The organism is Clostridium sp. DFI.1.208 (genome assembly GCF_024463855.1).
Classification (GTDB): Bacteria; Bacillota_I; Bacilli_A; order Erysipelotrichales; family Erysipelotrichaceae; genus Clostridium_AQ.
This window is the reverse complement of sequence record NZ_JANGCA010000002.1, coordinates 26414-41892: the sequence shown is the minus strand read 5'-3', so window position 1 is coordinate 41892 and position 15479 is coordinate 26414. Positions and strand designations below refer to the sequence as shown.

Genomic DNA, 15479 nt, shown 5'->3' with positions numbered 1-15479 from the left:
GGAGGTGATACTATCACTACAGGATATGTCATGGTTGAAACCATGGAGGAAACCGCACAACCGATTCCCAATGCACAGATCAGTGTTTTTCGCCGGGATGAGCGCGGATCTGTATTTATCATGGAATGCAGTACGGATGAATTCGGCAAGACACAGCGTATTGAATTGGAGGCTCCGGATGGTTCGCACTCGACGGATATTCATTCGCTGACACGCCCGTATGGTCAGTATGATATTCATGTTTCCAAAGAAGGCTACGATACGGAAATCCGCAATGGTGTTCAGATATTTGCGGAAACCGATTCTACACTTACCGTTGTTATGCAAAGCAGCAATGTTCGAGGTGTGAACAATACGCTGGATATCGGTGAGCATCAGCTTCATGAGGGAGGAGGCTGCCGCTCATGCTAGAAGAAATCATCCTTCCGACCACGATTACCGTGCATCTGGGAAGACCGACCGCAAGTGCACAAAATGTTACTGTTGGCTTCGTTGACTATATCAAGAATGTCGCATCCAGTGAAATTTATCCAACCTGGCCGTATGAGGCCTTGCGGGCGAATATCTGGTGTCAAATGTCTCTTGCCTTAAACCGTATTTATACGGAATGGTATCGCAGCAGGGGCTATTCCTTTGACATCACCAATTCCACCGCCTTTGATCAGGCTTTTGTTCCAGGGCGCAATATATATGACAATATCGCCGCTGTTGTGGATGAGGTCATGGGAGATTATCTGAAAAAGCCATTTTACCGTGAGCCGTATTATGCCGAATACTGTGATGGCAAAATCGCGCAGTGTCCGGGCTTGAAACAATGGGGAACGTTAGATTTGGCAAACCGCGGGTACGATTCCTATGGCATCATCCGTTATTATTACGGTGATCAGATGCAATTTCTGGAAACGGATAACTGGCAGCCCTATACGCCATCCTATCCGGGCTATGCCCTGCGCCTTGGAAGCAGCGGGCAGCCGGTGTTCATCATTCAGGAGCTGCTGAATGGAATCGCTGTCAATTATCCCAATATTCCACTGATCTATCCGCCGGATGCTATCTTCGGGCCACAGACAGAGAGTGCGGTAAGAGCCTTTCAGCGACAGTTCGATCTCACCGTGGATGGGATTGTCGGGCAATCCACCTGGTATCAGATTTCACGAATCTATGTTGCAGTCCGCAAGCTGGCGGAATTGGGAAGTCTGGGTAGACTGGAGGGGTATTTCACCGGTCTTTGGACGGGGAAGGTGCTGCGTCAGGGCGATGTCGGCATCGAGGTTCAACAGCTGCAGTATTTCCTTTCCATTATTTCAGAAAGCTATCCATCCATCCCCTCTGTCACCATTGACAGCCGCTTTGGGCCTGGCTTAGATCGTGCTGTACGTGCCTATCAGCGGGAATTCGGGCTAGCAGTGGATGGACTGGTCGGACGCTATACATGGAATTCCATCTATGAAACCTATGCAGCAATCGTAGGTTGAAAAAGCCATTCCCGTGAAAGGAATGGCTTTTCCATCATCTAAACCGAACATGCTTTTACAGCTGTTTTATTTTTCCCGCTGCTCTTGGCCTCATAAAGTGCCGCATCCGCTGTCTTCAGCAGCGTTTCCCAAGCAGCCGCATCCTTCACCAGAGCGCAAGATCCTCCTGCACTGACGGTAACACTGCGTGTCTGCTCAGCACCTTGTATCTGCAGTTTTCGCACATGCTCACACAAGGCATCTCCCAGCCTTTGCATCGCTTGTAAATCAGCCCCCTGACGTACATACAAAAATTCCTCTCCGCCATATCGAAACAGCTTTCCACTGTCAAAATGAAGCTCCATGGCTCGGACAACCCGCCGTAGACATTCATCACCCTGCGGATGTCCGTAGGCATCGTTATAAGATTTGAAATCATCAATATCTATCATAAGGATGCCAACCAGCTGTTTTGCAGCAATGATGCCGGGAAGCCAGGAGGATAGAAAGCGACGATTCAAAAGGCCGGTCAGGGAATCATGATTGGCGATAAAATCCAGCTCTGCACTCTTTTCCATAATTTCCGCATTCTTTTGAGCAATCACGCAGTGATTCTGAAAATCCTGACGCAATGTGTAATACAGATAGCTGCTGATAAACATAGCAATGATCATCATCCAGGCAGAATTCACATAAATGCCATACAGTGAGCTATCCTTTTGTACATAGGCGACTCCTGCCATAAGCAGACACTGTGCACACAGATATAAGGGAATGAACAGCTTGGGCGGCATGTAAACAAGGACAGCAATACTGAGTACGGTAATGATGTAAACACTGATATTGGCAGATACCCTTTGATCATAAACGGTGATGCACAAAGCCCACAGATAAAGCAAAATCACTGCACCGTACTGCAATGTTTCCAGGTATGGCAGCAGATGTTCATGATGCCGTGAAACCCAGAGAATGAATAAAGCGATACCGCAAAGCAAGAACATCACCGTATACAGCAGCATATACACACGGCTGGAGGTGGTATGATATTGAAAATTCGTATACGTGCTGACATATATCATATTATAGACCTGAAAGAGCTGAATCAGAAGAAGCGGAGCCCACAGAAAGTGCTGAATGCGTTTTGCCAGCATGGCATGAAATTGCTGTTCCTGCGCATCTGTTAATGCAATGCGGCGAATCATAAAGAATGGATTCATAAGATCACCTGCCCTGTCCCCTCTATCTTACCATACTGTGTAAAAAAGCAAAACCGTAAGATATTTGGAAAAGGGCACAGTGTCTATTGCCCTGCCGGTTGCTTTTCTACGACAGCTGCGATTGGTTCACAGATTTGTTTAACGAACTATCGTAGCCACCAGCAGATAAAGAACAGCAGCAGACATAGCAGAATATCAACCGCAAACAACAGATAGCTTTTCCAGTGAAACGCAAAAAGCTGGCGTTTTTCAAGCAGCTGCTTTGATTGCAGGGATTGTACAACACCCCATATTGTATTCAAAAACAAATAGGGAAGCAGGATGAATAAAAGATAAGCAGCCTGCGGTGAATTATTTTTTATATCAAAGACAGTAAAGCAGGTCAGCACACTGCATACAATAAGGGCAATCGTTCCCAGCATCGCCATGGTCAGCTTATTCAAGGAGCGAAGATAGATATACAGACTGCGATCCTGTAGCAGCTCACTTTGATACTTCCGGTTGGCATATACAATGGCTCCGCAAAACTGAACGATATAACAGATAAAGATATACGGAGTCAGTGCTCCCTGCATACTCATCACCAGAATCAGCTGCAGAAGGGTATAAAGAAGAGAGGTGATTCCAATATTTCCAAGCATATAGCTAAGCATGCGCTGTATGGTATCTTCCCGATAGGCAAAGGTCTCATCATAGCCAGCCAGAAAGGAATAGTCATGATGCTTCAGACAATACGTCAGAATGACATACAGCATAAGGTGCAGCAGCAGGTAGCTGAAGGACACAAGCCATCCTCCAATCGCAATTTTTTGATACAGCAGAGCGGCAGATAACAGCAGAGCAGCAGGAATATGCGCAAGCAGCAACCTACGATGAAATGTATACGGTACTGCATAGCCCTCCATTCGTTCAAGCAGCAGCGTATCCAGTGATGTAGAGAAGCATTCGCACAACTGCTGTAATGCCGTGATATCCGGCTCGGTGCGTCCCTGCTCCCATGAGGAAATCGTCTGTCTGGAAACATGCAGCTGACGCGCAAGCTGCTCCTGTGTATATCCGCTGTTTGTACGCAGCTGTTTCAAATGCTCATGAAATTCCATAAGTGCTCACCTTCCTATCACCATCTTAGCAAAAATACACAATTTGTCACGATACATTTTGTTGCGCCGCGTTATTTCTGCCAAAAAGACATCCTCCCAGTCAGACAAACTCCTCCGGTTTCTTTTTTACCACAGGCACGCTGTGCTTTATGAAAGTAACTTGTTTTCCTACGATAACGATTTGCTTTTTCTTTTGTTTTTCCTTTTCCCGTAAACAAAGAAAAGAGACAACCCGTGTTTGGGCATACCTATATCGTTTTCTTGTTGTTTAGAATTCCTTGTTTTTCATTATAATCAAAGAAAAGAGACAGCTCGTGTTTGGCTATCCCTATATTGTTTTCTTGCTGTTTAAAATTCTTTGTTTTTCATAACACGACAGCTGATGCGATAGGATATTGCAAGTAGCACAACAGAGAATATCACTGCTGCACAACCAATCTGCACCATATTCAGCGTACTCATGGATGTCAGGACAGCATCCAGATCAATCTGCAAAATTTCAAAAAGCTTTATGATTCCCATACCACCCAGCACAGCAACACCGACGGTAAGCAGCAATGCCACTCTTCCTCGCTCTCCACCGAATTTCAGCTGTACAGGAATCATAACAGCCGCAAACAGAAAGACGATACAGATGTAAATAAGATCGATCGGAAGCCACTCCATGACGCTCAGCTGCGGGTTGCGAACGGTAATGAGAATCCCCGACAGTACAACGGAAAGCAGCCATGCACCGCCTCCCATAAGGATTGAGAATATATATTTCTCCTTCACATAGGAGGTTCTGGAAAATGGCAAGGAGAATAAGAAGGCATAGCCGTTATCATACTCGTCATAGCTGATCGTACTCAATACAAACATAGAAGCAATCATCGTAAAATAGCTGACTACAAAGGTAGATTCAAATTCAGCAAACAGCATGGCTGCCGCTATAAATATCATGATAAAGAAGAAATTCTTCTGATTTTTCATCAGCTTGAAGTCCTTGATCAATAACCCCTTCATATCTTTTCACCTCGTATCATCATCATAATCACATCATCGATCGAGCCTTTTTCCACTGCAAGTCCCGGATAGTTTTCCATATAAAACTGTTTTTGATTGGTCAATACAGCCCAGCCATAGGGTTCCTTGCGGCGGCGCAGCAAATAGCGTTTGTCCAAATCCGCATACTGTCGTTCGTCCATCTTCAGCAAAGCGTAATCACTCAGCAGAACATCCGTATCCTCGTGCATGACAATATTTCCATCGTGGATCATGTACAGATCATCACACAGCCCCTCCAAATCAGAAGAGATATGGGAGCTTACCAGCATGCAGGCATCCTCATGCTGTTCCATATATTCACGAAGCATATCCAGCAGTTCATCCCTTGCGACAACGTCCAGACCAGCCGTCGGCTCATCAAGGATAAGCACCTTCGCATTATGGGAAAGGGCAATCAATGCCTTCAGCTTGGCCTTCATTCCGGTTGAAAAATCACGGATTTGTTTATCCATCGGCAAGGCAAATCTCTGACACTGCCGCAGAAACTCCGCTTTCTCAAATTTCGTATACATGTGTTCCATAATAGACAGGATATCTTTGATATTCAGATATCCGCTGAAGCCTGAATCGGATAACACGACACCCAGGCATTCTTTTTCCTCCAGTGTCAGATTCTGAACAAGCTTTCCAAACACCTCTATTTCTCCGCCATCAATGGAAATCAATCCCAGGATAGCTTTAAAGGTTGTGCTTTTGCCAGCACCATTTTGCCCAATCAGCGCACTGATTTGTCCGTTTTTCAGCTCCAGACTGCAGTGCAGAGAAAAGGCACCGTAGTTTTTCACAACATTTTGCAGTTTCAGCATATTCATTCCTCCAATAGCAGATGGAACAGTTCCAGCAGGTCGCTGTCCTCCATCCCGCAGCTTCTGCCTTTTTGAATGGCCTTGTCCAAATCGGCTTCGATTTCCTTCTTATGTTCCTCCATCACCAGTGCCTTGTTCAAACCGGCTACATAGGTGCCTTTGCCATGAACAGTAACCGCAAAGCCCTCGGCTTCCAGATTATCGTACGCTTTCTTGACCGTAAGGGCGGATATTTTCAGCTCCTTTGACAGAGAACGAACAGATGGCAGAATATCGCCTTCCTTCAACTCCTCATTCAGGATCATAGCTTTTATTTGTTCTACGACCTGTTCATATATTGGAGTCATGGAAGAATTGTTGATAATAATTTTCATGAGATACCTCCTCTGTTCATAAACAGTATATAACAGTATATAACTGTTGTCAACTGTTATATACTGTTTATCAAAAAAAAATAGTCTAAAAAATCTGCCACATATAAAAGCCGAAAACCACGGATATGAAAACAGGGCAGAGATGGCTAATATGATTTCACGTTCTCTTGCACCTTAGGCTTTCATAGAAAGAGAAAAAGAAACAATCTTCTGTTTTTACATGGCTAACTTAACTTCAGGCTCTCTTACACTTTAGGCTTTCATAAAAAGAGAAAAGGGAGCAATCTCCCATTTTTACATGGATAGCCTAACTTCAGGCTCTCTTGCACTTTAGGCTTTCATAGAGAAAAAGAAACAATCTTCTGTTTTTATAAGGCTCCTTAATCTTCGTGTCTTATGGCTATGTGTCCTAACCGCACCTCATCAAAGCGTATCCTCACTTTATCCATTGCTATTCTTAATGGCACAGTGAATTTCCTATACAGCCTATTGTTTCTTGCCTCTGATTAGCCTTTATAAGATAAGGAAAAACAGCATCTATACCTATTATCATTGTATGGGCATTAGACAGCAGATGGCAGTGAATGCCGATTTCGTCAGAAAAACAAATAAGGCATCGTTTGCCTGCTGATTCAGAAAAGCAAATAAGACTGTATTTGCTTACATTGTTACAAAAACAAAAAAGCAGTCAACACACGTTGTATATCGCAGTTGACCAGCTTTTTCCCGTCCTGTCCCTCCCCTTGGGTTGTGCCAAAGCAGAAAGAATATCATGTCCAACAATAAAGCGAAGCAGACACCGGCAAACACAATTATAAGCTGTATGTCTGTCTACCTGTATCCGGACAGGTTTTATGTTGTATCACACAACCACCTCCATACTGCGTTAATTCCCGCATCCCACTTATGTGTGAGATGCAGCAAGCGCTTCATACACGTTGATTGCATCCAGAATGTGGTAGGGCTTTGTAGTCGCAGAGCCTGCCGCATGAGCACTGACAAACAGCCAGGATTCTTGATTGATGCGCGCCTGTGAGGCCAGACATAGACCGGCATCCTTCGTATATCCGGTTTTCCCCCCAAGGATATCATCCGCATGCAGCTCGTTTTGATCCATGGTCATCCGCATCGTGGAATAGATTGTCATGCCTTCGGGATGCATATTGCTGGGAGCCATAACATAGTTGAGGGCATGAAAGGCCTCTGCAAACGTAGGAAGCTTCAAAGCCTCATCCAGTATTACTGCAATATCACGGACGCTGCTCACATGTCCTGCCTCATCAAGTCCTGTACAATTTAGAAAACTGGTATGCTCCAGCTGTAGCTTTTCAGCCTGCGCATTCATCTCCGCAACAAACGCATCCTCGCTACCATACAGCGCTATGGCCAGAGTCATACAGGCATCCGCCCCACTTGGCAGCAATGCTCCGTAGATCAAATCCTCATAGGTTACCACCTCATTCGGTAAGAAACCGGCCATTGATGCCTGCTCCTTTTCCAGCTTCGGGAAAATAGAAGCCGGAATGCTTACGGTTTTCTGTAAGTCATCGATATGCTGCAATGCCGTATATACCGTCATAAGCTTTGTCAGAGATGCCGGGGCAATCACTTCATCTTCCCCTTCCTTCAGCATCACCTTGTTATCCCTTTGCCGGATGAGAATATAATTCTTACTATATAATTCCTTGCTTATATGGACAGGCTGCTCTGCTGTGGGTCTGGGCTGAGAATTCGCCTTATCCTCCTTAGAAATCATCGGCCGCAAATAGCAGATAAGACCTGTGAGCAGGACACCAGCCAGCAGTAATTTTTTTAATCGTTTCATCATATCAGCTCCTTCATGACTCTATTGAACCATGAATTGCACGGATAGTTGAAAACACAGACTTAGCACTTACTTAAATATCACTTAATACCTTGATAGATGCCATTTACACCATACGTTGGAAACCGCTCATAAAAATGCATGCAATGCTCCAGCCAGTTAAAATCAAACAAATCCATGGCAAAGAAGACAGTGCAAAGCGACCATAACCATCTGCGTGCTTTCACATGCTGCACTTCGCAATACAACTATTTTTAAACAGTCTGACATGCAAACAGAAAGCAGACTGCCTACATGAACGCTCAATCCTTATAAATGCACTGCCGCCCTTAGAGTCTTCTACTCTGGACACCGTTTGTTCAACAGCTTTTTAGAAGCAAAAAAAAACACCCGTAGGTGCTTTGAAAATCAGAGGGTCAATTATCGGGAATCGTCTGTGTGCCTTGCGCCGTTGTTGCCTCCTGCTGCGGCACATCAGCAGATGGTATTTGCAGCTCTGTATCCTTTGCAGGAATTGGAAGTTTTATATAAAAAACAGTTTCCTGCACATTGCTGTCCGCATAGATGCTGCCTCCGTGTGCTTCGATGATTTCCTTTGCGATAGCAAGACCAAGACCAGCGCCGCCGGATGCTGTAGACCTTGCCTGATCCAGCCGAAAGAATTTTTCAAATATCATTTCCAGCTTCTGTGCCGGAATTTCATCTCCCTGATTGTGGAATTCCAGCAGGATATGCTGTTCCTCCTGCTTAACAGCTACCCGTATCACGGTATCAGGATAGCTATAGGAAATAGCATTTTTCAATACATTATTGAACGCTCTGGCAAGCTTATCCGCATCTCCATAACAAATAGAGCCTTCAGCAATCTCCAGCTGAAGCTCCTTATGCTGTGCGAGCAGTGTCGGATAAAACTGTTCCTTCAGCTGTTCCAATAGAAAATCCAGTGCAATCTTTCCTCTGGATATGACGATATCATGCAGGTTAAAGCGCGTTATATCAAAAAATTCATCAATCAGCTGTTCCAGTCTGTCAGCCTTATCAAGGGTAATGCGGATATAGGCATCCCGCTGTACTGCCGGAATATCCTTCACATCATTTAACAGGTTCAAATATCCGATTACTGAGGCTAGCGGTGTTTTCATATCATGTGCCAGATATGATATTAAATCATGTTTCTGCCGCGTCTGTTTCTCCAGTAATGCCAGTTGCTTCTGCTCCTTAGCACGAATCTGCAGCAAAAGTGCCTCGATATTGCCGAAACCCTCCGGAAGATAAAAATCGCGATCCTCCAAAAACTGATGCAGCGCCGTTTCCATCGCTTTTTCCAGCTCTGCCTTGTATCGCATAGCGATACGATTGCTTTGTGTCCGTACACAGACAATACAAATTACAGCTGTCAATGCCGTCAGCAAAAACAGCAGCTGCTTGATCCGGTACCAGTTCGGAGAAAGATATTGATGCAGGATACCGGTTGTATCGGTATATTCATCCATATAGAAAAATTGTTCTGACAAAAAATCCCTCAGCATGCCATTTCCAAACATGTCCGCAGCAAGATAAACGATGCCGACCGCTGCGATTGCTATACTGATAATCCAGGCGGTGCGTTTCATAGTGTTTCTCCCAGCTTATACCCGACACCCCAGACATTTTGTATGTAACGCGGGTGTTCTCCGCGATCCTTCATCTTCTCACGGATATGGCGGATATGTACCATCAGGGTATTGTTGCTGGATGAGAGATATTCCTCCTGCCATATCGCAGTATACAGCTCCTTAGCACTCACAACCTTTCCCTGACGCTCACACAGATACCAGAGAAGACGGAATTCAATCGGTGTAAGATTCAGTTCTTTTTCATTTAATTTGCATATATGCTGTTCCTGATTCATGGTGAGTCCCAAATAGCTCAGCTCCTGCGCCTTCTGCTGTACATTATAGCGCTTGTATCTTCTCAGCTGTGCCTTGACTCGTGCAATCAGCTCCAGCGGCTGAAACGGCTTGGTCATATAATCATCGGCTCCAATCATCAGTCCGTTGATTTTATCAATATCCTGCTCCTTCGCCGTCAGCATGATAATGGGCCATGTATATTGCAGGCGTATGGTCTTACAGATGTGAAAGCCATCCATATCCGGAAGCATCACATCCAATATGGCCAGATCGTAGGAGTGTGTCCGTATATTGTGCAGCGCCTGCGTACCTGTATAGCATACATCCACATTATAATTTTCATTTTTCAAGTAAATCTCCACAAGCTCTGCAATTTCCTTTTCATCATCCACAACCAAAATATTCATGTTCAATTCCTCCCGTACTTCATCTGCTCATCATACCGCACTGTGCTATTCATAAATGGATTTTGCGGCAATCATTCACACACATTATACCAGAGCCATTTCAAAGACTTCCTTACATTTCACTTAATTCCGGAATCCAGCATCGCCAAACCGTACGTATTCATCAACGCAGACTGAAATTTCACAATATCTTCCAGAAGCTGCAATCGTTCACTTATCTGCGTGTGTATGCGCATATGAAAAGCCGCATCCTGTAACGTTCTTTCCTGACCAAGGATACGGCTTTTTTTTCGATGCATCATGTTACTAGACACTGTCTGAGAAATGCTTGGAAGTGCCCTTCAACATACCGCCTTTTTTTACAGGGCGATTTATAAAAGCGAAGCATCCGCCTTTTTTGCATTTGCAAAAGCAAGCAGCTACTTAATAGGATGCTGTATATGTAAAGGTGAACGCATCCCCATCCTTTATTTTCAGACTGCTTGCGGCATCACAGCTTCCGGCAGCCTTGCAGGATTCGTTGTTTTCTGATTCATACAGCCACCATGGCCCCTTGTTGAAGTCCTTGGTCTCCACACCCTTCATAGCCATAATGGTTTTTCCATATTGCCCGTCTTCCATTACAACATTCAAATCCTTCGCCTTTTCCAGAAAATCCGCAAGTGTTTCGACTTTCCCCTCTACACTCACATCCCCACTGAATAGTTCCTTTTTGTTAACCTCGTCCTGAATCGTGATTTTAAGCGTTGTTTTTTCCGTATTGTTATTTACAGGCTCTTTCTTTTCACTTTCCTTTGAAGAGCATCCGCCAACAAGCAGCATGGCAGATACCAATAAAATTTTACATAGCTTTCCCATTTTGCAATCTCCTTTCCATATGGTTTAAAACAGCTGCTATCGGTTTATAACAGATGGCACAAAGCGCCATGGACATAAAGCCCTGAATAAGAGAGGTCTTTAATCCCATAAGAATATAAATCGCTGTTATTTTTCCCGAAATCAGCATAAACGGCAGCTGTACCAGCTGACCTGTCAAAAATGACAGAAAGCCACAGGTGAATACCAGTGCGAAGAAATGTCTGTTTAAGAATTTCCTGCTGCAGCCTACGAATAGACTGTACAGCGGATAAATCAGACAATACATCATCGACCATGGCGCTACCCCCTGGGTACTTAGATTGAGTATGGTAAACACCACTGCCCCAAGAACAGCCTGCCTTGTTTGAAATGTCATTGCAAATACCACAATGGTAAAGGTAATGCATTCCAAATATAGAATGAATGAAAATGATGTAAACACGACAGCTTCAATCGAAGCGATAACGGCTATGAAGCAAAGCTCTCTTGCTTTCATACATAGGACCTGCTTATAAATTCCCTTTCCTTTGTGCCGTTCTGTGCATTCTCATACAGGCACATCATAAAAAAGGTATTGGACAGCAGATTCATAAAATCAAACAGGTTGGCTTCCACCGGTTTTCCCTCACACTGAATCTGGTGCATAATGCGGATAACCGCCTTGACTTCTGCACGCAGCACATGCAGATGACTCGCACCGATACAGCCGTCGGGCAGGACAAAACGATCCATCGGAATACTGTAGCGGGCATAGAAGACATTCAGCTTATTCAGCTCAGGCTCCCCTATGGCACACGCTCCCCGTATGGATCCATTGGCGTGATAGATCATTTCCATCAGTTGAAGGAGATCCTCCTGCGGAATATGACGAATGTGGTGTCTTGCCACAGACAGCATGGATGCCAGACGATCCGTTGCTATCTCATAATCACATAGTCGGCTTTCTTCCTTCAGAAAAGGATATGCACAATATTCAACACTCATTTTTTCACCCTCACTTTCTTAACGATAGCGGGCAGAAAACATATAAAAAAACTATATTCTCCACACCCAGCAGAAAACTCTGTTTGCATAACAGGCAAGTCTCCCGGCTTAATTTCATCCTACTCTTCACCTTCTCATACCAAATCGGTACAATGGTATCTGAATTTCGTCCATATCACGGTTGCTGGGGCAGCTGAAGATGTTCGCTTCCATTCCTTGTTCGGTAATTTTCATACACCTGTTATGCTTTTTTTTCATTCATTCGCTCTTAATTATAAAGGCATAGCGTTCTTCTGTCTATAGTAAATACTGCTTTCATTCTTCCCATTGTTGTCATGCGTCCTGCAGCCTTAGCCTATGATAAGGTAAAAAAAGCATCCCCAGTTTAAGAGATGCGATATTCTCTATTCCTCATCAGCGTATATCCGGTATCTGTGCATCCCCTTCTTGGAGTTATACATGGAGGTGTCCACCTTCTGAAACAGCTGTTGATAGGTACGTCCGTGCTCTGGAAAATAAGTGACACCGATACTGAGCGTGATGCGGTGTGTAAAGGAAAACTGTTTTTGTCCAGCCTCCCAATACTCACGGAATTGTGCAAGAATGTGTTCCAGCATCGTGTTGTCCAAATGCCGGGAACAATAAATGAGAAATTCATCCCCGCCGATTCTTGATACGATATCGTTTGGAAAGGTTTTCTGCAAAGCCTGTGCAAGCGCAATCAGAATCCTGTCTCCTACCGGATGTCCATACGTGTCATTATAAGATTTGAAGTGATCAACATCCATCATGAGGATTGTCCCCTGCTTTCCGCTTCGCAGCTGTTCTTCAATCTGCTTTTCACAATAATAGCGATTCGTAAGCTTTGTTAAATAATCATGATGAGAGTAATAGAGGACTGCCTTGTTGCTTTCCTGCAGCTCTCTTGTTTTCTGTGCGATTTTTTCACGCAGCTGCTCATTGCTCTGTTCAATCAGACGCTTCGGAAAAAATTCATCACTGCTTTGATTGATATCCGGCACAGACTGGTGTACATGAAGCAGTTCCCAGCCAGACGGCGTAAATTGTAAAATAATCGTAAAGCGAAAGTGCAGCTCATAATTGATTCGATCTCTCGCATCCTCACTTACGTCCAGTTCACCATATACCAAATAAACATCATCACTCAGCTGTCTGGTTTGGTATCCTTCCTCCTCGATAACAAAGGTGCCGTTCCACTGGCTTTCTTCTTTCTCCAGTAATACAGCAAATTCCTGTAAAGAGTGTGAAACCTCATGTTTACCAGTTCCGATCACGCTGATCTGCGGGCTGAAATATCCACCAGCCACCTCGTAGGTGCGCTCTTCCAGATATTGGTGCCAGAGTAGATGGCAAAACTTCTGTGCATCAGCTTTATGATTCATACTATCATCCTTCTTTATTGGGTTATCTTCATTATACACACTTTTTTTGTATCCGTCACCATATCGCAAATGTAATCTTTTATAGAAACCCAAAACGATAGGACGTATTCTTACGCGAGTGAAAGGCAGACCCTAGGTGAAACAAAAAAAGATCCGATGCCTTGTAACACGAGGCTGAGCTCCTAACGACTTTGTCTCTTTATGCTCCCTGATCGGGTGTGAGTATAAGGCTATTCAGCGCTTACAAAGGAACCATAGGCTTAAACAGACACAATAACGCAATGTCGATGGTTGGCTTTGCAAATATACAATAGCCTTTCCTATTTATCAAATCAGAATGCCGTCACAATGATCCAGCTCATGCTGAATAATCTGCGCACAAAAGCCCTCATAGGTTTTAATTTTCTTTTTTCCACTGCAATCCATATAGGATACTTTGATTTTTTCATACCGCAAAGCTTTTTTCTGTGTACTATGGCATAAACAGCCTTCCTCAGCTGTATAGCGCTTATCACCTGTTTTCATTATCACAGGATTCAGCATTGTGACATAGCTTCCGCCATCCTGAAATACGATAATACGTTTCAGAACCCCAATCATATTCGCTGCCATTCCGACACAATGGTCTGCATGTGCCTGCAATGTATCCTGCAGATCTAAAACCGTCTGCATATCCTGCAGCGTGGCCGCTTCACTACGACGGCTGAGCAAAAATGTATCCTTCACAATTTCCTTGATCATATAGCTTCCTCCAATATCATTTACTTCAATTTCAACATCTGTATGTATTATCGCAGAAACAGCGCGCATTAGCAAATGCATCACAGTGAGAACTGCCAAGCAATGAATGCTACCTCCTCGATATTTACAAGGAAACATTTAATAGGTCTTGTTTCCCGATGAAAAAAACACTAAGATAGAGATAGATACAAGGGAGGCGGCAGTATGCAGAACATGCAGCATTATTATGATTTTTCCGGACAGAAATTCGGTTACCCACTAAGTTTGAGCATTAACAGCTTTAAGCGGCAGGTTTTCTCCAGACAGTCAAGTTTAGAAATTTCATATGTGCTGAAGGGAGCATATGTAGCAGTTACAGAGCATTTTACTGCAAGTATAAAGGAACATGAACTGGTTATGATTGCCCCCAATGATATTCACATGATTAAACAGATGAACAGTGATAAGAACGTTATTCTTACTCTGCATATTGATTTCTCCCGGTTCTCTTCCAGCATGTGCGGGAACGTCGAGGAAGCCTTTGAATCCATGATCTGTACGCGAACAAAAAACTACCGGCTGCTTTGCAGGCTGCGAAATAAAATAGGTGAACTGGTCCGGATGCTGCTACAGGGGGAAAGCAGTATGTTTCAGATGAATGCCATCATGATGGAGCTTGTCTACATTGCCAGCAATCATCAGCAGTATCCGGTAGAGCGTCTCCCATTACAATCTGTCCATCATGAAAATTATATGAAGGCTATTCAATACATTGACCGCCATTATTCAAGTGAGCTGCACCTGGAGGATGTCGCTAAAACCCTGTCCTTCAGTGTATCCTACACATCGAAGCTGTTTAAAAAATATACCGGTATTTCCTTTGTCAAATATCTGGCATATGTCAGAATCCGAGCTTCCCTAGAAGACTTGCTGGAGGGGAAGGATTCCATTGAGCAGATTGCTGCAGCCTGCGGCATGCCGAATTCCAAATCGTATACAGCTGCTTTTCGTGAATTATATGGCATTGTTCCAAGTGACTATCGTAAAAAATTCACGCATAATATAAAAATGAATGAGGATCACAAAGAGCAGAGTATGACCCTTGATAACGAACAAAAAGAATTACTGGAGCATCTGGTAACAGATACGCAGGAGGTATTATATGAAAATGACGGTATAAAAATCACTCAGCATGAAGGTCATATCCGATGTCGAATTCATAACGAGCTAACGGCAAAAACGACAATAACACAGACTGATGAGGAGCTTGTCCTGGAGGTTATTCGCAAATAGCTTTCCATCAGCTCCTTTTTTTTGTTCCTTACCCATCCCAAAAATGTAAAAACACAACAAAATATGCCGGACATCATCAACACATGACAGCGATTACAT

Annotated in this window: 17 protein-coding genes and 1 riboswitch; of the genes, 3 read left to right on the top strand and 14 right to left on the bottom strand. The window is 44.0% G+C overall.

The annotated features are described in order from the left end of the window. Nucleotides 1-30: 30 nt before the first annotated feature. A complete protein-coding gene (locus NE665_RS01585; RefSeq protein ID WP_117444363.1) occupies nt 31-411 on the top strand; it encodes a carboxypeptidase-like regulatory domain-containing protein in 381 nt (126 codons plus the stop codon). Next, nucleotides 405-1475: a peptidoglycan-binding protein gene (locus tag NE665_RS01580; RefSeq protein WP_117444364.1), complete on the top strand. Its 1071-nt coding sequence runs from the start codon at nt 405-407 to the stop codon at nt 1473-1475. Before NE665_RS01585 ends, NE665_RS01580 begins: the two co-directional genes overlap by 7 nt. A 38-nt stretch (nt 1476-1513) precedes the next feature. Here the strand turns inward: NE665_RS01580 and NE665_RS01575 are convergent, their stop codons facing one another. The 14 genes from NE665_RS01575 to NE665_RS01510 form a co-directional block, all read right to left on the bottom strand. Continuing rightward, nucleotides 1514-2671 (bottom strand): GGDEF domain-containing protein, encoded by a 1158-nt coding sequence (locus tag NE665_RS01575; protein ID WP_117444365.1) that lies wholly within the window; start codon nt 2669-2671, stop codon nt 1514-1516. Nucleotides 2672-2817: 146 nt separating this feature from the next. Further along, the gene (locus NE665_RS01570) at nt 2818-3771 is read right to left on the bottom strand and encodes a helix-turn-helix transcriptional regulator (RefSeq protein ID WP_117444366.1); all 954 of its coding nucleotides are present in this window, start codon (nt 3769-3771) and stop codon (nt 2818-2820) included. A gap of 348 nt (nt 3772-4119) precedes the next feature. Continuing rightward, nucleotides 4120-4776, bottom strand: coding sequence for an ABC-2 transporter permease (locus NE665_RS01565; RefSeq protein ID WP_117444367.1), 657 nt, complete (start codon nt 4774-4776; stop codon nt 4120-4122). Beyond that, complete coding sequence (locus tag NE665_RS01560) at nt 4773-5624, bottom strand: ABC transporter ATP-binding protein (protein ID WP_178760228.1); 852 nt, start codon at nt 5622-5624, stop codon at nt 4773-4775. The genes NE665_RS01565 and NE665_RS01560 overlap by 4 nt, the downstream gene beginning before the upstream one ends. 2 nt (nt 5625-5626) lie before the next feature. Next, nucleotides 5627-5998, bottom strand: a complete 372-nt coding sequence (locus NE665_RS01555; RefSeq protein WP_117444369.1) for a GntR family transcriptional regulator — start codon at nt 5996-5998, stop codon at nt 5627-5629. A 904-nt stretch (nt 5999-6902) separates the two neighbouring features. After that, the gene (locus NE665_RS01550) at nt 6903-7823 is read right to left on the bottom strand and encodes a D-alanyl-D-alanine carboxypeptidase (RefSeq protein WP_117444370.1); all 921 of its coding nucleotides are present in this window, start codon (nt 7821-7823) and stop codon (nt 6903-6905) included. A gap of 416 nt (nt 7824-8239) precedes the next feature. After that, complete coding sequence (locus NE665_RS01545; RefSeq protein ID WP_117444371.1) at nt 8240-9436, bottom strand: HAMP domain-containing sensor histidine kinase; 1197 nt, start codon at nt 9434-9436, stop codon at nt 8240-8242. Next, nucleotides 9433-10128, bottom strand: coding sequence for a VanR-ABDEGLN family response regulator transcription factor (gene vanR / locus NE665_RS01540; RefSeq protein ID WP_220431410.1), 696 nt, complete (start codon nt 10126-10128; stop codon nt 9433-9435). Before vanR ends, NE665_RS01545 begins: the two co-directional genes overlap by 4 nt. Before the next feature lie 113 nt (nt 10129-10241). After that, nucleotides 10242-10424, bottom strand: a complete 183-nt coding sequence (locus NE665_RS01535; protein ID WP_117444373.1) for a hypothetical protein — start codon at nt 10422-10424, stop codon at nt 10242-10244. A 121-nt stretch (nt 10425-10545) separates the two neighbouring features. Then, nucleotides 10546-10980, bottom strand: coding sequence for a DUF4430 domain-containing protein (locus NE665_RS01530; RefSeq protein ID WP_117444374.1), 435 nt, complete (start codon nt 10978-10980; stop codon nt 10546-10548). Further along, complete coding sequence (locus NE665_RS01525) at nt 10964-11476, bottom strand: hypothetical protein (RefSeq protein WP_008818658.1); 513 nt, start codon at nt 11474-11476, stop codon at nt 10964-10966. Before NE665_RS01525 ends, NE665_RS01530 begins: the two co-directional genes overlap by 17 nt. Continuing rightward, on the bottom strand, nt 11473-11964 hold the full coding sequence (locus tag NE665_RS01520; RefSeq protein ID WP_117444375.1) for an ATP:cob(I)alamin adenosyltransferase: 492 nt from the start codon (nt 11962-11964) through the stop codon (nt 11473-11475). Before NE665_RS01520 ends, NE665_RS01525 begins: the two co-directional genes overlap by 4 nt. A gap of 75 nt (nt 11965-12039) precedes the next feature. Continuing rightward, nucleotides 12040-12221: riboswitch (cobalamin riboswitch) on the bottom strand. Between the two features lie 147 nt (nt 12222-12368). Next, a complete protein-coding gene (locus tag NE665_RS01515) occupies nt 12369-13367 on the bottom strand; it encodes a diguanylate cyclase (RefSeq protein ID WP_117444376.1) in 999 nt (332 codons plus the stop codon). A 327-nt stretch (nt 13368-13694) separates the two neighbouring features. Next, entirely contained in the window at nt 13695-14108 is a 414-nt protein-coding gene (locus NE665_RS01510) for a peptide deformylase (RefSeq protein WP_117444396.1), read from the bottom strand. A 204-nt stretch (nt 14109-14312) separates the two neighbouring features. Here NE665_RS01510 and NE665_RS01505 point away from each other — a divergent pair, with 204 nt between their 5' ends. Further along, nucleotides 14313-15380: a helix-turn-helix transcriptional regulator gene (locus NE665_RS01505; protein WP_117444377.1), complete on the top strand. Its 1068-nt coding sequence runs from the start codon at nt 14313-14315 to the stop codon at nt 15378-15380. Nucleotides 15381-15479 lie beyond the last annotated feature (99 nt).